This window comes from Actinoallomurus sp. CA-150999, from assembly GCF_050942425.1.
Classification (GTDB): domain Bacteria; phylum Actinomycetota; class Actinomycetes; order Streptosporangiales; family Streptosporangiaceae; genus Actinoallomurus.
This window is the reverse complement of the sequence record NZ_CP192063.1, coordinates 372,549-394,807: the sequence shown is the minus strand read 5'-3', so window position 1 is coordinate 394,807 and position 22,259 is coordinate 372,549. Positions and strand designations below refer to the sequence as shown.

22 protein-coding genes are annotated in these 22,259 nt (G+C 70.3%); 12 read left to right on the top strand and 10 right to left on the bottom strand.

Annotation, left to right across the window (positions count from 1 at the left end; all coding sequences use genetic code 11):
* Nucleotides 1-237 precede the first annotated feature (237 nt).
* Together ACQP2O_RS02040 and ACQP2O_RS02035 are read left to right on the top strand one after the other, a co-directional pair.
* A complete protein-coding gene (locus ACQP2O_RS02040) occupies nucleotides 238-1,896 on the top strand; it encodes an APC family permease (RefSeq protein ID WP_433179460.1) in 1,659 nt (552 codons plus the stop codon).
* 56 nt (nucleotides 1,897-1,952) lie between these two features.
* On the top strand, nucleotides 1,953-3,443 hold the full coding sequence (locus ACQP2O_RS02035) for a hypothetical protein (RefSeq protein ID WP_433179459.1): 1,491 nt from the start codon (nucleotides 1,953-1,955) through the stop codon (nucleotides 3,441-3,443).
* Nucleotides 3,444-3,467: 24 nt separating this feature from the next.
* On the opposite strand, the gene ACQP2O_RS02030 is transcribed toward ACQP2O_RS02035, so the two are convergent.
* Nucleotides 3,468-4,061, bottom strand: coding sequence for a TetR/AcrR family transcriptional regulator (locus tag ACQP2O_RS02030; protein ID WP_433179458.1), 594 nt, complete (start codon nucleotides 4,059-4,061; stop codon nucleotides 3,468-3,470).
* 24 nt (nucleotides 4,062-4,085) lie between these two features.
* Between ACQP2O_RS02030 and ACQP2O_RS02025 the strand changes: the two genes are divergently transcribed.
* Together ACQP2O_RS02025 and ACQP2O_RS02020 are read left to right on the top strand one after the other, a co-directional pair.
* Entirely contained in the window at nucleotides 4,086-4,874 is a 789-nt protein-coding gene (locus ACQP2O_RS02025) for a nuclear transport factor 2 family protein (RefSeq protein ID WP_433179457.1), read from the top strand.
* 67 nt (nucleotides 4,875-4,941) lie between these two features.
* Nucleotides 4,942-5,811: an SDR family oxidoreductase gene (locus ACQP2O_RS02020; protein WP_433179456.1), complete on the top strand. Its 870-nt coding sequence runs from the start codon at nucleotides 4,942-4,944 to the stop codon at nucleotides 5,809-5,811.
* Nucleotides 5,812-5,842: 31 nt separating this feature from the next.
* On the opposite strand, the gene ACQP2O_RS02015 is transcribed toward ACQP2O_RS02020, so the two are convergent.
* The 4 genes from ACQP2O_RS02015 to ACQP2O_RS02000 form a co-directional block, all read right to left on the bottom strand.
* A complete protein-coding gene (locus ACQP2O_RS02015; RefSeq protein ID WP_433179455.1) occupies nucleotides 5,843-6,871 on the bottom strand; it encodes a serine hydrolase domain-containing protein in 1,029 nt (342 codons plus the stop codon).
* A 322-nt stretch (nucleotides 6,872-7,193) separates the two neighbouring features.
* Nucleotides 7,194-7,793 (bottom strand): rhomboid family intramembrane serine protease, encoded by a 600-nt coding sequence (locus tag ACQP2O_RS02010; RefSeq protein ID WP_433179454.1) that lies wholly within the window; start codon nucleotides 7,791-7,793, stop codon nucleotides 7,194-7,196.
* 128 nt (nucleotides 7,794-7,921) lie between these two features.
* The gene (locus tag ACQP2O_RS02005) at nucleotides 7,922-8,179 is read right to left on the bottom strand and encodes a WhiB family transcriptional regulator (RefSeq protein WP_433179453.1); all 258 of its coding nucleotides are present in this window, start codon (nucleotides 8,177-8,179) and stop codon (nucleotides 7,922-7,924) included.
* A complete protein-coding gene (locus ACQP2O_RS02000) occupies nucleotides 8,179-8,415 on the bottom strand; it encodes a hypothetical protein (RefSeq protein ID WP_360888700.1) in 237 nt (78 codons plus the stop codon). Before ACQP2O_RS02000 ends, ACQP2O_RS02005 begins: the two co-directional genes overlap by 1 nt.
* Nucleotides 8,416-8,504: 89 nt before the next feature.
* On the opposite strand from ACQP2O_RS02000, the gene ACQP2O_RS01995 reads away from it, so the two are divergent.
* From ACQP2O_RS01995 to ACQP2O_RS01970, 6 genes are all read left to right on the top strand, one after another.
* The gene (locus ACQP2O_RS01995) at nucleotides 8,505-8,954 is read left to right on the top strand and encodes an N-acetyltransferase family protein (protein ID WP_433179451.1); all 450 of its coding nucleotides are present in this window, start codon (nucleotides 8,505-8,507) and stop codon (nucleotides 8,952-8,954) included.
* Nucleotides 8,955-9,084: 130 nt separating this feature from the next.
* Nucleotides 9,085-9,825: a hypothetical protein gene (locus tag ACQP2O_RS01990; RefSeq protein WP_433179450.1), complete on the top strand. Its 741-nt coding sequence runs from the start codon at nucleotides 9,085-9,087 to the stop codon at nucleotides 9,823-9,825.
* Nucleotides 9,822-10,973, top strand: a complete 1,152-nt coding sequence (locus ACQP2O_RS01985) for a glycosyltransferase family 4 protein (RefSeq protein ID WP_433179448.1) — start codon at nucleotides 9,822-9,824, stop codon at nucleotides 10,971-10,973. Before ACQP2O_RS01990 ends, ACQP2O_RS01985 begins: the two co-directional genes overlap by 4 nt.
* Nucleotides 10,974-11,097: 124 nt before the next feature.
* Nucleotides 11,098-11,685: an SLATT domain-containing protein gene (locus ACQP2O_RS01980; protein ID WP_433179446.1), complete on the top strand. Its 588-nt coding sequence runs from the start codon at nucleotides 11,098-11,100 to the stop codon at nucleotides 11,683-11,685.
* Between the two features lie 194 nt (nucleotides 11,686-11,879).
* Nucleotides 11,880-14,195: a xyloglucanase gene (locus ACQP2O_RS01975; RefSeq protein WP_433179445.1), complete on the top strand. Its 2,316-nt coding sequence runs from the start codon at nucleotides 11,880-11,882 to the stop codon at nucleotides 14,193-14,195.
* Nucleotides 14,196-14,515: 320 nt separating this feature from the next.
* Nucleotides 14,516-15,787 (top strand): hypothetical protein, encoded by a 1,272-nt coding sequence (locus ACQP2O_RS01970; RefSeq protein ID WP_433179444.1) that lies wholly within the window; start codon nucleotides 14,516-14,518, stop codon nucleotides 15,785-15,787.
* On the opposite strand, the gene ACQP2O_RS01965 is transcribed toward ACQP2O_RS01970, so the two are convergent.
* A complete protein-coding gene (locus tag ACQP2O_RS01965) occupies nucleotides 15,784-16,452 on the bottom strand; it encodes a hypothetical protein (protein WP_433179442.1) in 669 nt (222 codons plus the stop codon). The genes ACQP2O_RS01970 and ACQP2O_RS01965 overlap by 4 nt on opposite strands.
* Complete coding sequence (locus tag ACQP2O_RS01960) at nucleotides 16,449-16,958, bottom strand: SigE family RNA polymerase sigma factor (protein WP_433179441.1); 510 nt, start codon at nucleotides 16,956-16,958, stop codon at nucleotides 16,449-16,451. The genes ACQP2O_RS01965 and ACQP2O_RS01960 overlap by 4 nt, the downstream gene beginning before the upstream one ends.
* A 257-nt stretch (nucleotides 16,959-17,215) precedes the next feature.
* Here ACQP2O_RS01960 and ACQP2O_RS01955 point away from each other — a divergent pair, with 257 nt between their 5' ends.
* Nucleotides 17,216-18,316, top strand: a complete 1,101-nt coding sequence (locus ACQP2O_RS01955) for an alpha/beta fold hydrolase (RefSeq protein ID WP_433179439.1) — start codon at nucleotides 17,216-17,218, stop codon at nucleotides 18,314-18,316.
* Complete coding sequence (locus ACQP2O_RS01950) at nucleotides 18,313-19,002, top strand: DUF2306 domain-containing protein (RefSeq protein ID WP_433179438.1); 690 nt, start codon at nucleotides 18,313-18,315, stop codon at nucleotides 19,000-19,002. Before ACQP2O_RS01955 ends, ACQP2O_RS01950 begins: the two co-directional genes overlap by 4 nt.
* Before the next feature lie 67 nt (nucleotides 19,003-19,069).
* Here ACQP2O_RS01950 and ACQP2O_RS01945 read toward each other — a convergent pair whose 3' ends face one another.
* The 3 genes from ACQP2O_RS01945 to ACQP2O_RS01935 are packed head-to-tail and all read right to left on the bottom strand — an operon-like array spanning nucleotide 19,070 to nucleotide 22,256.
* Entirely contained in the window at nucleotides 19,070-20,296 is a 1,227-nt protein-coding gene (locus tag ACQP2O_RS01945) for an ABC transporter permease (RefSeq protein ID WP_433179436.1), read from the bottom strand.
* Nucleotides 20,293-21,024 (bottom strand): ABC transporter ATP-binding protein, encoded by a 732-nt coding sequence (locus ACQP2O_RS01940; RefSeq protein ID WP_433179434.1) that lies wholly within the window; start codon nucleotides 21,022-21,024, stop codon nucleotides 20,293-20,295. The genes ACQP2O_RS01945 and ACQP2O_RS01940 overlap by 4 nt, the downstream gene beginning before the upstream one ends.
* Before the next feature lie 20 nt (nucleotides 21,025-21,044).
* Complete coding sequence (locus tag ACQP2O_RS01935) at nucleotides 21,045-22,256, bottom strand: efflux RND transporter periplasmic adaptor subunit (protein ID WP_433179432.1); 1,212 nt, start codon at nucleotides 22,254-22,256, stop codon at nucleotides 21,045-21,047.
* Between the last annotated feature and the right edge of the window lie 3 nt (nucleotides 22,257-22,259).

Genomic DNA, 22,259 nt, shown 5'->3' with positions numbered 1-22,259 from the left:
GGGTCGCACCCGGTTACGTACCAGTCAGTAACACGATGAGGTTACCCGCCAGTAGCCGGACAGACAAACTCTGTCCCGAAATATGGCCGTTTCTATAGGAACGGGCGGTAGCAACTGCGGGATGTCTCCAAGTGACGGCGGCTCGGAAGCACCCGGGTGATCGTCGGACCAGGACAGCGGCCCCATCCGCCGTGGTCCCGCCCCCTCCGCGACCTCACGGGCCGGAAGGAGGAGGCCATGGCCACGGAAGCGCACGCCGGCAGGCTCCGGCGCGAGGTCGGCCTCATCGGCCTGACGTTCTTCTCCCTCGGCTCCATCATCGGATCCGGCTGGCTCTTCGGCGCGATGAACGCCGCCAAGCACGCGGGACCGGCCGCCGTACTCGCCTGGCCGCTCGCCGGCGTCATGCTGCTGACGCTCGCGCTCATCCACGCCGAGCTCGGCGGCATGTACCCGATGGCGGGTGCGACCGTACGGTTCTCGCACTACGCCTTCGGCGGCTTCGGCGGCTTCACCATCGGCTGGGCGAGCTGGATCTACTCGATGGCCATCGCGCCGATCGAGGTGCAGGCGTCGCTGACGTACGCCTCCGCCATCGAGCCCCTGCACTGGCTCACCCACAAGGTGCACGGCACGGCGGTCGTCACCTTCCCGGCCGGCTACATCGTCGCCGCCCTGCTGATGCTGCTGTTCACGATCATCAACGCGTTCGGGGTCAAGGTCTTCGCGACGGCGAACACCTACTCCGTCTGGTGGAAGATCGCGATCCCGCTGCTCACCGTCGTCACCTTCCTGTTCTTCCTCCATCCGGAGAACTTCACCGCGCAGGGCGGCTTCTTCCCGAGCTCGACCAACGGCATCAAGGGCATGTTCCTCGCCCTGCCGCTGGGAGTGATCTTCGCCGAGCTCGGCTTCGAGTCGGCCGTCGAGATGGCCGGCGAGGCGCGCAATCCACGCCGTGACGTGTGGCGCGCCGTCATCTACTCGACGCTCATCGGCATCGCCATCTACACGCTGCTCCAGGTGGCGTTCCTCGGTGCGCTCAACCCGGGGGACATCGCGCACGGCTGGCCGAACCTCAGCTTCACCCACGACATCGGCCCGTACGCGGGTCTGGCCACCGTGCTCGGCCTGACCTGGCTCGTCGTCCTGCTGTACGCCGACGCGTTCATCTCGCCGACCGGCACCGGGCTCATCTACACCGGCACCCAGGCACGCCTGCTGTACGGCATGGGCCGCGAGCGGTACATCCCCGACCGGTTCGCCTTCGTGAACGCGCGCGGCGTTCCCATCTACGGCATCGTCTTCGGCTGGATCATGGGGGTGATCCTGTTCCTGCCGTTCCCGGGCTGGGAGACGCTGGTCTCGTTCATCACCTCGGCGGCCGTGCTGATGTACACGGCGACCCCGCTGGCCATGGCGCACCTGCGCCGGGCCGACCCGCACCGGGACCGGCCGTTCCGGCTGCCCGCCGCCGGGTTCCTGAACCCGCTCGGCTTCGTCTTCGCCACGCTGCTGCTCTACTGGGCGAGTTGGCAGACGGTGTGGCGGCTGCTCGCCGCCGTGGTCGCCGGCTTCGTGCTGCTGACCATCTCGTACTACAGCCGGCCGCCGGCGGAACGGCCCAACCTGGAGATGCGGCACTCTGTCTGGATCTGGCCGTACCTCGTCGGCATGGGGATCATCTCCTACTACGGCGCGTTCCCCGGCGAGGGCGGGCTGTTCCGGTCGCACGAGGTGCTGCCCTTCGGGTGGGACTTCCTGGTCGTCGCGGCCTTCGCGCTGGTGATCTACTACTTCGCGCTGGTGACGGCACTGCCGTACGAGCGTGTCCAGGAGCACGTCGCGAGGGACGACTTCGAGGTCGCGGTGGAACCGGCCGCGCATGCGGCGTGACGGCCTGTGTCGTCAGACATACCCGACAGGACGGGTAGCCCCTACGATGATCGTCTGTGGCCGATACGTGGGATTCCGTCCTCGCCCGGCTGGACGGTCGACGGCGACCCCGTCTGACGTCGGCCGAGCGGCGGCTCTGGGACGCCTACCCGACGGGGACGCTCGTGTCACTCGGCGACGAACGGCCTACCGCGACCGGCGCCCCGGACCGTACGATCCGGGCCGAGGTGATCTCGGCGCTTCTCCTGGGAGCGTGCGAGCCGAGGCCGGGGCACGTGCCCTCCGTACGCCTCCGCGGGGCACGCATCACCGGGCTGCTGGACGTCTCCGGCGGCGAGGTCGGCTGCGAGCTCCGGCTGGAACGCTGCGTCCTGGAGGAGGCGCCGGACTTCTCCAACGCGCGCGCCCGGCAGATGCGCATCAACGCCTGCCGCCTGCCCGGCTTCGACGGCGGCGGGCTGCAGACGGAGGGCTACCTGAGCCTGTCCGAGTCGCTCATCGAGGGCGAGGTGCGGCTGATGCGCGCATCCCTGTCCGGCGGCTTCCGCATGAACGACGTGCGGCTGAGCAACCCCGGCGGCCATGCCCTGTCCGGCGGCGGCCTCACGGTCGACGCGGGCGCGTTCATCCGCAACTCCGACATCACCGGCGGGATGCGTCTCACGGGCGCGCGCATGACCGGCGGATTCTTCCTGTACGGGACGACCCTGCGCGACTCGGACTGCGTTCTCGACGGCGACAACATGACCGTGCAGGACCGCATGGAGTGCAGTGCGGGCTTCACCGCCGAGGGCACGGTGCGCCTGCGCGGCGCGCGGATCGACGGCACTCTCTCGTTCGACCAGGGCGCGATCCGCGCGCCCGGCCGGCGCGCCCTTCACCTCAGCCACGCCAACGTCAAGGAACTGATCCTCATCCCCCGCGAGCCGATCCAGGGCGAGGTCACGCTCGGGTACTCACGCATCGACGTGATCCTGGACCGGCCCGACGTCTGGCCGGAGCGACTGCGGCTCAACGGGCTCGTGTACGAGACGCTGCGCGGCGAGCCCGAGGAGGGCCAGCGGCTCGACTGGATCTCCCGCGACCCGCACGGGTTCCGCCCGCAGCCGTACGAGCAGCTCGCCTCCTGGCTGCGCCGGATCGGCCGGGACGACCTCGCCCGCAAGTGCCAGCTCGCCAAGCAGCGGGCCCGGCGACGGCAGCTCGGCCGGATCAGCCGGGCCTGGAGCGTCCTGCTCGACTGGACGGTCGGGTACGGCTACCGGCCCTGGATCGCCGCGGTGTGGCTGATCGTGCTCGTCGCCGTCGGCACCGTGGTCTTCAGCATCCACCACCCGCAAACGATCAAGCAGCCGGACGAGCGGCCGCACTTCCACGCGTTCATCTACACCCTCGACCTGATGCTGCCCATCGAGACGTTCGGGCAGCGCAGCGCGTGGGAGCCGATCGGCTGGTCGATCTGGCTGGCCTGGACCCTGACCGGCACAGGCTGGATCCTCGCCACCGCCCTGATCTCCGGCGTCGCCCGGGTCCTGCGCCCTTCCTGAGCATCCTGGTGCTTTTGTCGGCGTTCAGGCACGCAGTCCTGACAGCAGTTGTTGGATGCAGGCGAGGGCGGTACGACGGGCCACCTGCGGATCGTTGGCGGTGGCCATGCCAAGCGCTGCCTCGGCGACGATGGCACAGATGAGTCTGCTGGTCACGGCCAGGTCGGCAGGCGCGATGACGCCGTTTCGGGTGAGCCGCTCCACCATTTGGCGTACGACGCCGCCGGTGGTCTGCTCGTCCAGTGCTCTCCATCGCACCCAGCCCAGCACTCCTGGTGCCTCTTCCAGCACGATCCGGCGGAACCGCTCGGAGGTAGTGAGGTCGAGGTAGGCGGCCACGGCGGCCATGGCGCCGGGCCAGCTCGGTGCGGTGGATGTGTCATCGAGCGCGATCTGGTCGACGGCCTCGCGCTGCACCCGTTCCACCACGGCGGTGAAGACCGCCTCCTTGTTGGCGAAATGCCGGTACAGCGCGCCCTTGGTGAAGCGCGCGGCCTCGGCGATCGCGTCCAGCGAGGTCGCGTGGTAGCCGTCGGCGATGAACAGGTGTTCGGCCGAGTTCAGAAGCGACTGTCGCGTCTGCTCCACGTATTGGAGTCGCTGGGGTGGCGCATTCATGCTACCGACCGTACCGTAGATACTATGAGTATCACTGATACCGACCGGCAGCGTGTGGTCGAGGGCTTCGCGCTCGGCTGGCGAAATCCCGAACCGCACGCCTGGGACGATCTGCTCGCCGCGGACATCTGCCTCGAGCAGCCCCTCCTCGGCAATGGGCGTGGCCAGGCCGTCTGGCACCGCGGCCTCGCTCAACTGCTCACGCTCGTCCCCGATCTACGCGGCCGCGTCCATGGCTGGGCCGGCCACGGCGACGTCCTGTACATCGACATCGAACTCACCGGCACGCTCGGCGGCCGGTCGCACAGCGTGCGTGCCGTAGACCGGCTGACCCTTGACGAGCGCGGTCTCGTCACGGCACGCCGCTCGTTCCTCGACCCGGTGCCGCTCGCCTTGGCCATCGCCACGCGCCCGGCCGCATGGCCTGCCTGGTGGCGGTCGGGTCTGCCGCCGCTGGCCGGGCGGGCCGCAAAGGAGAACACGGCACGCGTCGTCGCCGCCCTGGGCGCGACACGTCTACTGGTCGGCCTGACGACGCTCGCCGCGCCGCAACTGGCGCGCCGCGCCGTGGGGCTGCCCGGCGCGCTCTCCGACGACCGCGGCCTGTTCGTCCGCCTGTTCGCCGCGCGGGACGCCGCGCTCGGCGCCGCCACCCTGTCCTCGGATCCGGCCGTCAGCGACCTCGGCCTACGCCTGGGAGCCCTCTGCGACCTGGCCGACGTCGCGGCCGGACTGCTCGCCGGCCGTCGCGTGATGGCGCTGGCAGCCGCCGGCTTCGCTGCGGCCGCAGGACTCGCGCTGCTGTCGGAGTGATCGCGGCCAGGAGTTCGGATGCGGGCGGGTTCGCGGTTCCGCCGGGGCCACGGTTGAGAATGGGCACGTGGGAACGTACTTGATCACGGGAGCCACGGGCGGCATCGGCTCGGCCGTGGCCGAACTGCTGCACGAGGCGGGACACGCGCTGATCCTGATCGGGCGCTCGGACGACCGTCTCGCGGAGACGGCCGCGCGGCTCACCGCCGGGTCCGGACCGGCGACGGCTCCGCGTACCGCGGCCGGGCCCGAACCGGCGACGGGCCCGCTCACCGCAGCGCGGTCCGATCCGGCTAACGCCCCGCGCATCGCAGCCGGGCCCGAACCGGCGACCGCGCCGCTCACCGCCAACGGGTCCGAGCCGATGACGGCCGCGTCGGCCGTCTCGGAGGCCGGCGGCCGCGTCCGTACGATCGCGCTCGATCTGTCGGAGCCTCTCCGGCTCGAGGCGTCGCTCGCGGACGTCGACATGCCGCCGCTGGACGGACTGGTCCACAGCGCGGGCGCGGTCGAGCTGGGCACCGTCGCCGAGTCTCAACCCGATGCGTGGATCGAGCAACTGCTGGTCAACGCCGCGGCCCCCGCCGAGCTGACGCGGCTGCTGCTGCCGTCGCTGCGCGCCGCTCGTGGCCACGTCGTCTTCGTCAACTCCGGGGCGGGGCTGCGCGCCAACCCCGGCTGGGGCGCGTACGCGGCGAGCAAGCACGCGCTGAAGGCCCTGGCCGACGCGCTGCGGGCGGAAGAGCCGGAGATCCGGGTGACGTCGGTGTACCCGGGGCGTACGGCGAGTGAGATGCAGCGCAAGGTCCGCGCCCAGGAGGGCGACGAGTACGACCCGGCGGCGTTCATCTCGCCCGGGACGGTCGCCACGGTCATCGTGAACGCGCTGACGACCCCGCGCGATGCAACCGTGACCGACGTCAGCGTGCGCGGCTGACGTCGGTCACGGGCACCCGTTCCGCCCTGGACTAGCCGGCGCGGCAGAGCTCCTGCTCGGCGATGGAGAGCGTCTGCCGGCGCAGCGAGGGCTGCAGAGAGTCGGTGTTCATGAGCAGCGCGACCCGGCGATGGCCGAGTTGCATCACGCTGGAGGTGTACCCGTCGATGTCTCCCAAAGAGCCGTAGGCCGTTCCACACGGAGCCGAGACGATCACCAGGCCGAGGCCGTAGCTGATGCCGGGCATGCCGGCACCGGCGAAGAACGCATCGGCTCCTGGCGTGGGCCGCTTCATCTCTGTGAGCAGGTGCTGCGAGAAGAGTCCCCCGGCGAGTAGCGCTCCAAGAAACCGGTCGACGTCGTCGCCTGTCGACACCATCGCCGCCGCCGCCCCGGCCGCGCCGGCGCTTGTCCGGGTGGTCACGTCGAGTGCGGGACCGGAACGAGGAGGCAGAGGAGCGGCGAAAACGTAGCCGCGTGCCTGCCGGGGTGCGACCGTGGTCGCGGTGGGGAAGGTCGTGCTGCTCAGGTGGAGGGTGTGGATCAGACGCGTCCGCACTTCGTCCTGGATCGCGTGACCGGTGACCTGATGAACGATCTCGCCGAGGGCGATGTAGTTGGTGCTCGAGTAGCGGAAGCCGGTCCCAGGCATGAAGTAGGGCGAATGCTCGGCGCCCAAGGCGATGAGCTGCGCGGGGGTGTAGGTGGCGCCCGGATCGAAGCGAGGATCATCCGAGTAGTCGAAGAGTCCGCTGGTGTGGTTGAGCAGTTCCCGCACGGTGATCTGGTCGGCGTGCGGTACCGGTTCAGGTAGGAGCCCCGCGATCGGCTGGTCGAGTGCGAGTCGGCGCTCCGTGACCAGCTGCAATACCACCGTGGCGACGAAGGTCTTGGTTATGGAGGCGATCCTGAACCGGTCGTTGGGTCGCATCGCCCGGTCCGCGGGGATGTCCGCGAGGCCCGCGGCCATCCGCCGCTCCGGCTGCCCGTCGTGGCTCGTGACCGCGGCTACGCCGGGAACGCCGTCGACATTGACGAGCTTCTGGATCTCTGCCCGCAACCAGGCATCGCGGGACGTCCCACCCATCGCGCGCGCCGGCGACGAGGTGGCAACTCCGATCAGCGCAGCGCTGACCAGAGCGACACAACACTTCAACCACATGAGCGGTCTCCTTCATGACCAGGCATGACCGCCAGCATCGCCACCGCACAGCCGACTGTCTTGGAGGAATGTTCCGCTCTGGTGGTCAGTGCCGCGGGTATCGGCACCAGTCGTCGGAAGCGGCTGGTGACGCACGGCCGCGACGGCACGCTCGTCCCCCGTGCGGGTCAACGGCGGCGCGGGCGTGGCGCATTACCGGCGTGACGGCTCCAGCGGCAGGTCAGGCGCGCTGCCTGGTCATGCGGGCGGCGAGGACGCCGCCGATCAGGCCGAACAGGTGGGCCTGCCAGGAGATGCCCGGCTGGCCGGGCAGCACACCGAAGATCATCGTGCCGTACACCAGGGCGATGGCGACGCCGAGGAGGATGTCCAGCACCCGGCGTTCGAAGAAGCCGCGGGCCAGTAGGTAGCCGAAGTAGCCGAAGATCAGCCCGCTCGCGCCGACGGTCACGACGTTCGAAGAGGACAGGAACCACACGCCCAGCCCGCTGACCACGATGGTGATCACGCTGACGGCGATGAAGCGGCCCAGGCCGCGCAGCGCCGTCAGGAACCCGAAGATCGCCAGTGGTACCGAGTTGGCCGTGATGTGGTCGAGGCTGGCGTGCAGGAACGGCGCCGTGAAGATGTGCCACACAGCGTGCACGTTGTGCGGCTGGATGCCGTACTGCCGGGTGAGGTCGCCGCCGTAGTTGACCACCTCCAGCACCCAGCAGACTCCGAGCAGCGCCACGGTGATGAACACCGCGCCGAGCGCGCGAGAGGCATGGTCAACGAGTCCGCCCTCGGGGGAGCGCACGGTGGTGGGGAGGTCCGCCATAGCGCAAAGGTACGTCGCCGTCGGTCGGCGTGGAATAAGGATGGGAGCGCTCTCCGGCTCCGTTCCGGCCGAAGTGCCGCCGCCGGGCGGCGCGGATCAGCGCCGTCGGGCGGCTTCGGTGGCGTGGCTCAGTGCCAGGCGGGTGCGGCGGGCAGCGGCTTCAGGCGCAGGTAGCGGCGCTCGTCGGGGGTCGTACCGCCCCAGACTCCGACCGACTCGCCGGCGCGGAGGGCCCAGGCCAGGCAGTCGGACACCACGGGACAGCTCGCGCAGACGCGCTTGGCGTCGGACACCTGGTCCAGCGCCGGCCCGCTCGCGCTCACCGGGAAGAAGAGCTCGGGGTCGACACCCTGGCACGCCGCGAGGTCCGTCCAGTGCTCGATCATTAAGATGCCTCCAGGTCGAACAAGGCCGCGAGAGTCTCGGGGCGCGTTTCGGCACGTCTCCGGACCGGCAGCAGCCGATCGATGATCTGCCGGAGCGAGGTCTCCACGACCCCGAGATGCTCGTCCGCGAGCGAGGGAACGCGACGGGCGAGCCGGGCGAGTTCGTCCGCGACCAGCTCCTGACAGTGGCGGTCCAGGAGCCGGCTGGGTGCATCCGTCATCGGGGGTGCGGTCACGCCGCCTCCTGAGCGCGCTATGACGAATCGTAGTACTACCAACTGTAGTACTACGAGTAGTCGTGTCAATTCTCACTAAAATCTCTTCCGTGACCGCTGACGTGACCTTCCGTATCGCCATCAAGGACGACGTCCCCGCGATCGTCGCCCTCCTCGCCGACGACGCGATCGGCGCCGGCCGCGAAGGCGACATCGACGCCTACTGGACGGCCTTCGCCGCCATCGACGCCGACCCGCGCAACCACCTGGTCGTGGCCGACATCGACGGCGAGGTCGCCGGCACGTTGCAGCTCACGTTCATCCCGGGGCTCAGCAGAAAGGGCACCGAACGCGCCCAGATCGAGGCGGTCCGCGTGAGCAGTGCCCACCGGGGCCGCGGCCTCGGCCACCAGATGATCGAGTGGGCGATCGGCGAGGCCCGGCGGCGCGGCTGCGGCCTCGTCCAGCTGACCTCCGACAAGCGGCGCGCCGACGCCATCCGCTTCTATGAGTCCCTAGGCTTCGAAGCGACCCACGAGGGCATGAAGCTGCCCTTGTAAACCGCGGTCGACGACCGCGCGTCCTGAGTGCGATCACGCACGTGAACGCACCCAGCGCTTAGCCGCGCGTTTACCCGGGTGTTGGTTACATGTCCGGTCACTCCGGTAGGACGAAGGGATCCCCACAGCGATGGTCGTACTCGCCGCGTCGGCACGCCTCGACGCAGACGATGTCCTGTGGATCCGCTGGGCCGAACCACCGTCCGACGCCGCGATGCTCACGCTCCGGCGGGAGGACGCCGCGCACACGGTGTCCCTCGACGGCGACGCGGCGGACCTGTCGGGCCTGGACCTGACCGAGGGCACCTGGTCGGTGCACGCGGCGGGGGCCGAGGTCATGACGACCGATCCGGGATTCTCCCTCGACGGCCTTATCGAGTACGCGCGCCGGTCCCGTGGCCGCGCGCTGAAGACCTTCCGCGCCACCTCCGGCGGGCTCCGCGTCGACGTCCGCCCGGCCGAGCCGCACGCCGAGGTCACCGCCGTCCACCCGGGTGAGGAGAAGCTGACGTTCGAGGGGTTCCTCGCCTACGGCGCGACACTCGCCGACGCGCGGATCGTCGCCACCCGGCGTAAGACCGGGGACACCGTCACCGGCGAGGCGACCGTCACCGGCGACCGCTGGGAGGCCGAGCTGCCGAACTCCCCCTTCGCGGTGGAGACCGAACGCGGCTTCTGGGACCTCGAGCTCGGCGGGCTCACCGTCGCGACCTGGCTCGACGACATCCCGCAGAAGAAGAACAAGGTGCGGTTCCCGGCCCAGCACGTCGCGCGTGACACCGACCGCGTACGCGTACGGGCGTACTACACCGACAAGGACCACCTCGCGATCGCCACCACGGTCGTCGCGAACGCGGAGGCGTCGACATGAAGATCTCGATCCTCATCATGAACGCCTACGGCATGGGCGGCACCGTCCGTGCCACGTTCAACCTCGCCGACGAACTGGCGCTGCGACACGACGTCGAGGTCGTCAGCGTCTTCCGGCACCGCAACCGGCCGTTCCTGCCGCACTCGGACAAGGTGCGGCTCACCCACCTGGTCGACCTGCGGCCCGCGGCGAAGAAGTGGTGGCGGTTCGGGTTCGCGTCCCGGCTGGAGAAGCCGAGCACGCTGTTCCACCCGGACGAGCGCGCGTACGCCAACTTCAACGCCGAGAGCGACCGCGCGCTCAAGAAGTACCTCGCCGAGATGCAGACCGACATCCTGGTCACCACCCGGGCGGGGCTCAACATCGCCGCCGCGCAGCTGGCGCGCGACGGCGTCATCCTGGTCGGTCAGGAGCACCTCCACTTCGGCGCGCACAAGCCGGGGATCCTCGAGGAGATCCGCACCTGGTATCCCAAGCTCGACGCGGTCATCACGCTGACCGACGCCGACCACACCGAGTACGCGCGGATGCTCGATGGCCACCCGACCCGGGTGTACGCCATCGGCAACGGGCTGCCCGACACGCCGCGCCCGCAGTCCCGGCTGGAGAACCGCGTCGTTCTCGCCGCCGGCCGGCTGGTCAAGGTGAAGGGGTACGACCGGCTGCTCGACGCGTTCGCCAAGGTCGTCGAGAAGCGCCCGGACTGGAAGCTGCGCATCTACGGCGACGGCACGCACGGCGACCGGCTGAGTAAGCGGGCGCGCTCTCTCGGCCTGCACAACAACGTGGCCTTCATGGGGTCGACCAGCGACGTCGAGGGCGAGCTGGCCAAGGCCTCCATCCACGTCATCACCTCCCGCTTCGAGGGCTTCGGGATGACGATCGTGGAGGCGTTCGCGGCCGGGGTGCCGGTGGTGTCGTTCGACTGCCCGCAGGGCCCGCGGGAGATCATCACGTCCGGCCAGGACGGCATCCTCGTGCCGGACGGCGACATCGACGCGTTCGCCGACGCCCTGCTGTCGCTCATGGACAGCCCCGACGAGATGCGGCGGCTCGCCGAGAACGGCAAGGAGACGGCGCTCCGCTACCGGATCTCCGAGGTCGCCGACCGCTGGGACGAGGCGTTCGCGGACCTGCGACGGCGGTAGCCCCAGCGAAGTAGTCCATTCCTCGGTCAAGGGCGTTCCCCTTTTTCCTCGTGACGCGCTCACCGCCACCACGACCCGCTGAATCATCGGCGTCATCATCGGCGAGTAATCAAGGGGAAACGCCATGGTCGACAAGGAACTCTTCATCGGAAGCGAACCCGCGTGGCGCGTGACGGTCGCCGCCGAGCTGTACCGGATCGAGGAGCACTGCTCGCACTCGGCGCGCGCCCAGGCCGAGACGGTGAAGATCTGGCGCGTCCTGAACCTGTGGCTCGGGTCGACCGCCGTCCTGGCCGCCGGGGTGTCCGGCAGCCTTGTCCTGGCCGGCAACCGCTTCCCTCTCGTCGCGGGCGGGCTGGCGCTGGCCGCCGCCCTGCTCGCCACGGTCGTCAGCATGGTCGCCCCCGGCCGTAAGGAGAACCAGGCGGCCGAGGCCGCCAAGGCGTACCGGTCGGTCGAGACGGCCGCACGGCAGTCCCGTGAGGTCGACCTGCCCGGCCACGCCTTCATGCAGGCCCGGCAGGTCCTCGACGAGCTGACCGGCCGCTGGCACGCGGTCATCCGCAACGCCCCGTCCGCGCCCGCGTGGGCCCAGCACCGCGCCGAGCGCAAGCGGTACGTCGAGCGGGCCGAGGAGGTCATGACCGAGCGCATGAGCGACATCGTGCGCGTCTTCCAGACCCCGCACCGGGCGGCCGACCAGCCCGCCTGAGTCATGGTCGAACGGCGCCGCCATAGCACGGATTCTTTTCCGCGTTTCCGCTGGTCGATCCGGCGATTCGTGAAAGGCCGTCGAACGGCGAATCGAATCGTTGACGGTCTCGACACGCCGGTGTGAGCGTCGTCCTTGATCGGCAGTCTGGGTGCCCACCCTCCCGGAAGCGCTGCCGAGAGAGGAGTTCGGCAATGCGCAGGAATCCGGTCGGCGCGTTCACGGCCGCGCTGGCCGCCGCGATCATGGTTCTGGCGGGTCTCGCCGGCCAGGTCGCCGCCGGCGGCGCGGCCTCCGCCGCGGAGTCGTACACCTGGAAGAACGTCCAGATCGGCGGCGGCGGGTTCGTCCCCAGCATCGTCTTCAACCAGTCGCAGGCGAACCTCGTCTACGCCCGCACCGACATCGGCGGCGTGTACCGCTGGAACCAGAGCACGAGCTCCTGGACCCCGCTGCTCGACTCCATCGGCTTCACGAACTGGGGGTGGATGGGGGCCGCGAGCCTGGCCACCGACCCGGTCGACCCGAACCGCGTGTACGTCGCCGCCGGCATGTACACCAACAGCTGGGACCCGAACAACGGCGCCATCCTGCGGTCCACGAACAAGGGCGACAGCTGGACCGCCACGTCGCTGCCGTTCAAGCTGGGCGGCAACATGCCCGGCCGTGGCATGGGCGAGCGCCTGGCCATCGACCCGAACAAGGACAGCGTCCTCTACCTCGGCGCGCCGAGCGGCAACGGCCTGTGGAGGAGCACCGACTACGGCGCCACCTGGGCGAAGGTCACGTCCTTCCCGAACCCCGGGACGTACAAGCAGGACCCGAGCGACTCCTCCGGCTACCTCAGCGACAACCAGGGCGTCGTGTGGGTGACGTTCGACAAGCGCAGCGGCAGTTCGGGCAACGCCACCAAGACCATCTATGTCGGCGTCGCCGACCCGCAGAACACCGTCTACAGCAGCACCGACGGCGGCTCCACCTGGCAGCGCGTCGCCGGCCAGCCGACCGGCTACATGGCACACAAGGGCGTGCTCGACACGACCAACGGCTACCTGTACATCGCCACCAGCGACAAGGGCGGCCCCTACGACGGGTCCAAGGGCCAGGTCTGGCGCTACAACACCGCGACGGGCGCGTGGACCGAGATCAGCCCGATCCCGGTGTCGAGCTCCGACAACTACTACGGCTACAGCGGGCTCACCGTCGACCGGCAGCACCCCGGCACCATCATGGTCACCGGGTACAGCTCCTGGTGGCCGGACACGCTGATCTGGCGCAGCACCGACAGCGGCGCGACCTGGACCCGCGCGTGGGACTGGAACGGCTACCCGAGCCGTACGTTCCGCTACACCTTGGACGTGTCCTCGGTGCCGTGGCTGACGTTCGGCGCGAACCCGCAGCCGCCCGAGGTCACGCCCAAGCTCGGCTGGATGACCGAGGCACTCGAGATCGACCCGTTCAACTCCGCGCGCATGATGTACGGGACCGGCGCCACGATCTATGGCACGACGAACCTGACGGACTGGGACGCCGGGAAGCAGATCGCGATCAAGCCGATGGTCAAGGGCCTGGAGGAGACCGCGGCCCTGGACCTGATCAGCCCGCCGTCCGGCGACGCGCACCTGCTGTCGGCCCTCGGTGACGTCGGCGGGTTCCGGCACACCAACCTCGACGCGATCCCGTCGATGATGTACACCCAGCCGACCCTGACCTCCACGACGAGCCTCGACTACGCCGAGACCAACCCCGGCTGGATGGTCCGCGTCGGCGACATCGACAAGTCCGCCAACCCGAGCGTCAACCGGATCGCCTTCTCCACCGACGGCGGCGCGAACTGGTGGCAGGGCAGCGAGCCGCCCGGCGTGACCAACGGCGGCACCGTCGCCGCGGCGGCCGACGGCAGCCGGTTCGTGTGGAGCCCCGACGGCACGGGCGTGTACTACGCGGTCGGCTTCGGCAACTCCTGGACCGCCTCGTCCGGCATCCCGTCCGGCGCGCGGGTGAGCTCCGACCGGGTCAACCCGAAGAAGTTCTACGGCTTCTCCGGCGGACGGTTCTACGTCAGTACGGACGGCGGCGCGACCTTCACCGCGAGCGCCGCGACCGGCCTGCCGTCGTCCGGCAACGTACGGTTCAAGGCGGTCGCCGGGCACGAGGGCGACATCTGGCTGGCCGGCGGCTCCGGCTCGACGTACGGCCTGTGGCACTCGACCGACTCGGGCGCGACGTTCACCAAGCTCTCGAACGTCCAGGAGGCCGACAACGTCGGCTTCGGCATGGCCGCCTCGGGCAAGACCTACCCGGCGCTGTACATCATCGCCAAGGTCGGCGGCGTGCGCGGCATCTTCCGGTCCGACGACTCCGGGGCCACCTGGGTTCGCATCAACGACGACGCGCACCAGTGGGGCAACATCGGCGCCGCCATCACCGGTGACCCGCGCGTCTACGGCCGCGTCTATGTGGGCACCAACGGCCGCGGTGTCATCTACGGCGACCGTACGGGCGGGTAGCGGTCGTTCGCCGAGGATCGTCGTGGTTACGCCCACGACGATCCTCGGCGAACACTATGAGCCCACCGACGCCCGCGACGGTAAGGACGATCCCGAACAGCGGCCATGGAGAACCGGCATATTCCCTCCATATCGCCCGAAAGAGGAGTAAACCGTCCGCTTGCCTTGGGCTTCACGTCCGCTTACTTCGGCTTCCCTAGCGTGTATCGGAAAATCCGCTGATGGGAGGCACCCACCATGGGCGACGACAGTACGGTCGGCCCCCGATCGGCACTCGCGCACCGACCCGCACAGCCGTACGGTCTCCGGCGGACGGCGCGATGACCGATCGCACCTCGTCACCGGTGGCCGCGCTCGAACGTCCCGAGCCATCGGTCTCCGAGCCGGTCGACCGTGGCGCCACGCGGCGGTCCCGCGTCTGGTGGTGGCTGTGGGCCTGGACCGTGCTGTGGACGGTCATCCGGCTCCCGGGTGCCGGAGGATCCTGGCACTACTTCGCCCAGGGCGGCCACCTGCTGTTCGACGACGAGCCGGGTCAGGGCATGCACCTGTACGCCGCGCACCCTGAGCTACAGATCGGGCCGATCTCCTTCCTGGTCGCCGCGCCCCTTCAGCTGCTCGGTTCATGGCCGGGCCGCATCGTGGCCCTGGTACTGATGAGCGCGACGGGCCCGCCGCTGCTGGGAGCGCTGTGGAAGCTGGTCCCGACGGCCGCACGCAGGCCATCGCGGCTGCTCACAGCCGGGCTCGTGTTTCTTCCGGTGTGGGCCGAACTGGTCACCCATGCGGGCCATCTCGACGACGTCCTGGCGCTGGGGTTCGGGGTCGCCGCGATGCGCGCGCTCGTACGCGGGAATCCGATCGCGACCGGGCTGCTGGTGGCGGCCGCCGCCGACTCCAAGCCCTGGGCGGCGGCGTTCGCCCCTCTGCTGCTGGCGCTTCCGCGTCGCCACTGGTGGCGGGCGGCCGTCTTCTGCGCGCTCGGCCTCGCGGTGGCGTGGTTGCCATTCCTGCTGTACGACCCGAACACCCTGGCGGCGACGAGGTTCACCATTCCGACCGCGGTCTCGTCGGGGCTGCGGACCCTCGGATTCACGGACCCGAGAACACCGGCCTGGGACCGCCCGGCCCAGCTGCTCCTCGGCTGTGCGCTGGGGACGGCCGCGGTCATCCGAGGGCGATGGCCGGCGATCATCCTTCTCGCAACGGCAGCGCGGATCCTGCTCGACCCCGAGGTGTACTCCTACTACACCGCCGGGGTCCTCCTCGGCGCCGTCGCCTTCGATCTGATCGCGACGCGATGGCGCGGGCCGTGGCTGACCACGGGAGGGCTGCTCGTTCTCCACGTGGCCCGCCTGGCCGGCCACCTCATACCGATCTCCCTTCACGCCTTGGGCGTGCTTCGCGTCGCCTATGTCATCGCGGTCGTCGGAGTGGTCCTCCTTCCAGGGCGGCGGGACCGTCGCGGTGGATATCGGCGCGGGCCGTTTGCTCACCGTCAGCCGCACCGAAGGACATTTGTTGCCGAGCCGCCAGGTGCCGAGCCACTACCAGCCTCGGCTACGCCGAGACCAGGTCCGCCCGCCTACTAGCAGAGACTCCCTTTGCAGGTGCCGCTGTAGACGGCGACCGACCAGGTGGCCTTACCGACCGGGTTCGTGGCGAGGTACTGGCCGATCGTCATGCGCTTTCCCTCCCAGGGCTGGACGGAGTCGGAGAGGGTCACCCGGCTTAGATCGCGGATCGGGACGACCGCGGACTCCAGGTCCACAGGATCACCCGGCGGGAGGTATCCGCTCTTCGGCTCACTGAGCGTCACCGAACCGGGGAGGAGGTGGTTACGCTGACAGTCTCCAGAGTCCGATGAATTCCCCGCCTTCTGCCAGCTGTTGAACCCCGGGGGGCACTGGATGACGATCGCGGTGTCCCGGCCCGTCGGCGTGAAGCGCAGGCGCATCATCTTGCCGGCTTCGACGTAGGTCTGGGCGGCGATGCGCGGCATGCCCATGTAGCGCGCCGGCAGCGGGCCTGACTCCCCGGCCACCGGCTCCGTCTCCGGGCCCCGGTCGGTCAGCCGGGGGACGGCGACGCCGACGGTCGCCAGGACCGCGATGCTCACCGCGGCGTTGACGGCCAGGCGCCGGCGGGTGTTCCGGCGGATCTTCCGCCGTACGCCGCTCATGCGGTCGTCGCCGACGGGTGGGCGGGCGCTGGTCTCCTCGAGGACGGCCTGCAGATCGTGAATGGTGCGCGTCATGACACTCCCCCTGGAATCGCGGCGGGCGCGGTGAACTCTGGATCGATGCGCAGCTTGGCCAGCGCCTTGCTCGCCTGGCTCTTCACCGTGCCGACCGAACAGCCCATGATCCGGGCGACCTCGGCCTCCGTGAGGTCCTCGAAGTAGCGCAGCACCAGCACGGCGCGCTGCCGGTCGGGCAGCCGCCGAAGCGCCGCGTGGATGGCGGCCCGGTCGTCCCGGACGCTCATCGCATCGGCGGGATCGGGCGTCTCCGGCACCGTCTCGGTCGGGACCTCGGACCGCCATCGGCGCCGCCACCACGACGCGTGCGTGTTGACGAGGACCTTGTACACGTACGGGTCCGGGTCGGTGCCGATCCGGCGCCAGGCGCGCCAGACCTTCGCCAGCGCCGTCTGCACGAGATCCTCGGCGAGCGCCCAGTCATGGCACAGCAGATACGCCGTACGGACGAGCCGCGGTGACCGCTCCTCCACGTAGGCGGTGAACTCCGGTCGATCTCGCATAGGCAACCCCATCTCACGTGCTTCCGCTCACGAGTACCGCCGAGGGCGCCGAAAGGGTTGCCCGTCCCAGGAAAGCCGTGCCCGTGATTCCGTCCTGGGTGTCCGCGCGGTGACCGGCGTCACGGGGCCTGGGGCGCGTGGGCCGCCTACGCCGAGGGGGGTATGCGGGAAGCCTCCCGCGATACGACGACGGTGGTCGTGACCTCCTCCGACGATGGTGCGACGTCACCGTCGCCGGAGGGAGTCATGAGCAGCCGATGATGCCAGAGGATGTCACGGAGGCCGACGAACGGCCCGGCGTGGTCCCCGCCGAAGAACCGGACGAAGCGCGGCGTCCGGCATCGGGGGCGGTACGGACCGGAGTGCGCAGGCGATGGCCGCGCCGTCGCGCGGGAGGGCCGAGGCCGACCCGGCGACGGAAATGGGCACGACGGCTACTCGCGACCGTGCTGGTGCTGATCGTCACGGCCACCCTCTTCAGTTTCGGCTACAACGCGGCGACGGCCGGCCGCGCCGGCGAGCCCGCGGGTCTGCGATTCGTGTCGGCCGACGGGATCCGCACGCGGTACCGGCAGTGGGGCAGCGCCGGGCCGCCGGTCGTCCTCGTGCACGGCGCCGCCGAGTCGGCCGACACCTGGAACCGGGTCGCGGGCCTGCTCGCCGCCCATCGCCGGGTGTACGCCCTCGACATGACCGGCTGGGGGTACAGCGAGCGACGCGGCCCGTACGACGCCGAGCACGAGGCGGCGCAGCTCCTCGGCTTCCTCGACGCCTTGCACCTGGACCGCGCCACGCTCGTGGGACATTCCACGGGCGCCGCGGTCGCGGCCGCGGCCGCCTTGCGGGCCCCCGGCCGCGTCGACGGCCTGGTGTTCCTCGATGGGGACGGGCTGGACACCGGTGCCGGGGCCGGCGCCGGTGACCTGCAGCGTGTGCTCCTCAACCCGTACCGGACGACTCTGCTACGGATCGCCGTCCGGTCGGACTGGGTGATCCGCCAGATCTACGGCTCCCAGTGCGGTCCGGCCTGTCCCCGGCTCGACGGCGCGGGCGTGGACCAGTGGAGGCGACCGTTGCAGGTCACCAGCGCCGAACACGCGCTGTGGAGCATGCGCGGCATCGTGGGGCTGCCCGCCGCTCGGCTGGCCGCGCTGACACGGGTCGCCGTTCCGAAGAAGGTGGTCTTCGGAGCCGAGGATGACGTGTTCTCCCGCTCATCGCCGTACGACACCGCGAAGCTGATCGGTGCCCCGGCCCCGACCATCATCCCCGGTGCCCGACACCTGTCCCTCATCTCCCACCCCGGCCAGGTCGCAGCCGCGATCATCGCCCTCCCGCTGATCAAGGGGAACAGATGACAGCCCGGCCGACCGCCGCCATCCCGCGAAAAGCCCGCAAGGTCTGGCTGATGTTCATCGTCGCCACCGTCTTCGGCGCGGTCCTCGTCAGCCCCTACCTGCTCCTGGACATCGGCAACAGCCGATTGGACGTCAGCGGCGAAGCCCACTACGCCGTGCTCGTCACCCACATCTTCACCGCGTTCATCGCCCTCGTCCTGGGCCCCCTTCAATTCGTCCCGGCCATCCGAGCGCGCAGAAGGATCCACCGCACGATCGGCCGCCTCTACCTACTCGCCGGAGTCCTGCCCTCCGCCATCGCCGCCGTCCCAGTGGCGCTGCTGTCCGGGCGCCTCGTCACCCAGATCGGCCTGACCATCCCCGCCGTCCTCTGGGTCATCACCGGCGCCCTCGCCTACCGAGCGGCCCGCCGCCACGACTACACCCGGCACCAGAACTGGATGATGCGCAACTACGCCCTGACCTTCCTCGCCGTCACCTCCCGAATCCTCGTCCCACTCCTCCTCATCGCTCAGATCCCCTTCACCACCACGGGCTTCGGCTCCATCGGCGACAAGGCCCCATCCATGATCCCCATCGGCCAGGCCCTCGGCTGGATCGTCAACCTCATCGCAGCGGAATCCCTCATCAGACGCCGATCACCCTCCGCCGGAAGCCCGCGGAACACCCTGGCCCGGAGCGGATAGCCGGTCGACCGCCGAGGATCGTCGGTGTTCTGCCCACGACGATCCTCGGCGATCACGGCCGTACGGGTCAGACCGTTCGCAGGGCCTCGGTGGGGGCCATGCGGGAGGCGCGGAGGGCCGGAAGCAGGCCGGCGAGGGCGCCGATCAGGATGGCCGAACCGATGCCGCCCGCCCAGGCCTCTGGAGGGATGACGACCGCCCAGTGCTTGGTCGCCGCGTAGATGGCGGTGGCCAGGACGCCGGCCGCCACACCGACGGCGCCGCCCAGGAAGGCCAGCGCGATCGCCTCCGACAGGAACTGCGTACGGATCTGTCCCCGGGTCGCGCCGAGCGCGCGGCGCAGGCCGATCTCCGACCGGCGCTCGAGCACCGAGATGATCATGATGTTGGCCACGCCGACCGCGCCGACGATCAGCGCGACGACGCCGAGGCCCAGGAACAGGCTGTTGAACGCCCCGCTCGCGGCGGCCCGTGCGGTGAGCGCGTCGGAGGGCTGGCTGATGTCGACCTCGTTCGGCGACTCGGGGTTGGCGGTCTGGGCCAGGACCTCGTGCACCGCGTTCACCCGGTTCGTGTCACACCGGACGTACATCGTGCTCGGCGGGCCGTTCGCGGCCTTGCCGTGGACGATGCTCGTGTAGTTCAGGTAGCGCTGGGCGGCCGGGTAGCCGACCAGGGCGCTCGTGTCGATGTCGGGTGCCAGCACGGCCGGTTGGAGGATCCCGGCGACGTAGAACCACTGGCCGCCCAGCCAGACACGCTGCCCCGCGTGGACCCCGTCGATCCCGAGCCGTTGCGCGGCGACCGCGCCGAGGACCACGACGGGCTTCGTGGCGGTCGCGGAGTTCAGCCAGCGTCCCTGAGCGACGCTCGTGGCGATCACCGGCAGCAGGTTGAGGCTGGTCGCCCGCACGGTGAGCGCGTTCGTGCTGACCGGAGGGATCAGCGGGCTGCGGTAGACCTTCGCGGTATCGACGGTGGCCGTGTCCGCCACCTGCTCGACGGCCGCGAGCCGCGAGATCCGCGCCGGTGCCTCCTGCGGCAGCTGGGCCGCCTGCCCGGAGAAGGACTGTCCGCTCTTCGCCGTCAGCAGGTTCGTGCCGAGACGGTCGATCTCGTGCAGCAGACCGGCCTGGGACGAGGAGGACAGCCCCAGCACCGCGACGATCGCGGCCGTGCCGATCGCGATGCCGAGCGCCGACAGCGCCGACCGCAGCCGCCGGGCCCGGAGCCCGACGCTCGCCACGCGCGCCTGGTCGCCGAACCTCAGCCGGGCGGGAACCAGGGCGGTCATGGCCGGGCCGCCACTCGTTCGGTCGCCCGGTCGCCCGCGCTGTCGGAGGTGATCAGCCCGTCGCGTACGTGCACCTGGCGGGGCAGGTGGGCGGCCAGCTCCGCGTCGTGCGTGATCACGACGATCGTCGCGCCGTCGGCGTTTAGCTCGTGGAGGAGCTCGACGATCGACGCCCCGGTGGCGCTGTCGAGGTTGCCGGTCGGTTCGTCGGCGAGCACGATCGCCGGCCGGCCGACGAGGGCGCGGGCGATCGCGACCCGCTGCCGCTGGCCGCCCGACATCTTCGTCGGCCGGGAGGACGCGCGCTCCTCCAGTCCCACGCGGGCGAGCGCCTCCATCGCCTTTCTCCGGCGTTCGCGGACCTCGACGCCGGCGTACAGCAGACCGTCGGCGACGTTGTCCAGCACGGTGGAGTGCTCGGCCAGGAAGAACTGCTGGAAGACGAAGCCGATGCTGCGGGCCCGGAGCGCGGAGAGCCCGCGGTCGTCGAGGCGGTCGACGTCGACCCCGTCGATGCTCACCGTGCCCGTGGTCGGCCGTTCCAGCGTGCCCATGACGTGCAGCAGCGTGGTCTTGCCGGACCCGGACGGGCCCACGATCGCCACCAGCTCGCCCTTCCGTACCGTGAGGCTCACCCCGCGCAGCGCGCGTACGGGCGGCTGCTCGCCGTACGTCTTGGTCACCGTCGCCAGGTCGAGAGCCGGTGGTTCGCCGCCGACGACCGGCACTGGTCTCCGTCGTATCGGCCTCATGAGGCGGGCACCACCACTCGGTCGCCCTCGGACAGGCTCCCCGACACCTGGACGAGGCCGTCCGCGTTGTCGAACAGCCCGAGCGTGACCGGCACGACGCTGTGCATGCCCCGGGCGTCGACCTTCTCCACCGAGTAGCCGCCGCCGGCCTGGCCGCTCAGCGCGGTGACCGGCACGATCAGCGCGTCCTTGACCCCGGCGGTGGTGATCTCGACCCGGACGGGCGCCTGGTCGAGCGTGCCCGCGTCCTTCGGGCGCTGGAGCGTCACGTACACCGGGACGGTCACGCTGCTGGAGTCCTTGTCCCCCGACGAGCTCGCCACCGCGCCGATCCGGTCGACCTTCCCGGAGGTCGTCCGGTTGTCCGGGAGGGTGATCTGTACCTTGTCGCCGACCTTGACCTGGGACTGCTGCGAGGCGTCCAGGCCCACCGTCACCTGGCGGTCGGTCGACGTCGCCTGCGCGACCTGCTCGCCCGGCCGGGCGTTCGTGCCCAGCTTGGCCATCGCCTTGGTGATCCGCAGCGGGCCGGGCAGGAACACCGCCGCACCGAGCTTGAGCGACCCGGTCTCATCGGCCCCGATCTTGTCCTGCAGCTTCTCGAGCGCCGCCGCCGTCTCCGCGCCGAAGTACTTCGAGTCCGGGTCGAGCTCCGAACGGTCGGCGTACCCGAGCTTCACCAGGTTGCGATTCAGCTCGCGCACGTCCTTGCCGCTGTCCCCCTCCGACAGGTCGCGGTACGCCGGCCACTTCCCGCAGAGCAGCACCACCGGAGTGTCGCCGACCCAGTAGAGGACCTTGCCGCACTTGATCTCGTCGCCGGTGCTCGGCACCCAGGTGTAGACGCCGGTGGCGTGACCGACGACCGTGTAGGGGGTTCCGTCGTCCTGAGCGACGTACGAGAGGGTGCCGCTCTGATTCACCTGCGACGCCAGCGGCCCCCGTTGGACGGTGGCGAGCTGTGCGCCGACGGCGGGCGGTGGGGGCGACTTCCTCCCCTCGCCGAACGGCGCGGCGGCGATCACGACACCCGCCGCGACCGCCAGGACCAGGACGGCGGCACCGACGCGTACGGACCGGCGGCGGCGCCGTCGCCGCGGCTTCGCCGGCTCTGGCGTGGCGACCTCTGAGGTCTCCGGCTCGGCTGCCCGGTCGGGCACGGTGGCGCCGATGGCCTCCACCTCCCGTCCGGAGACGGATGTGCTCACCGG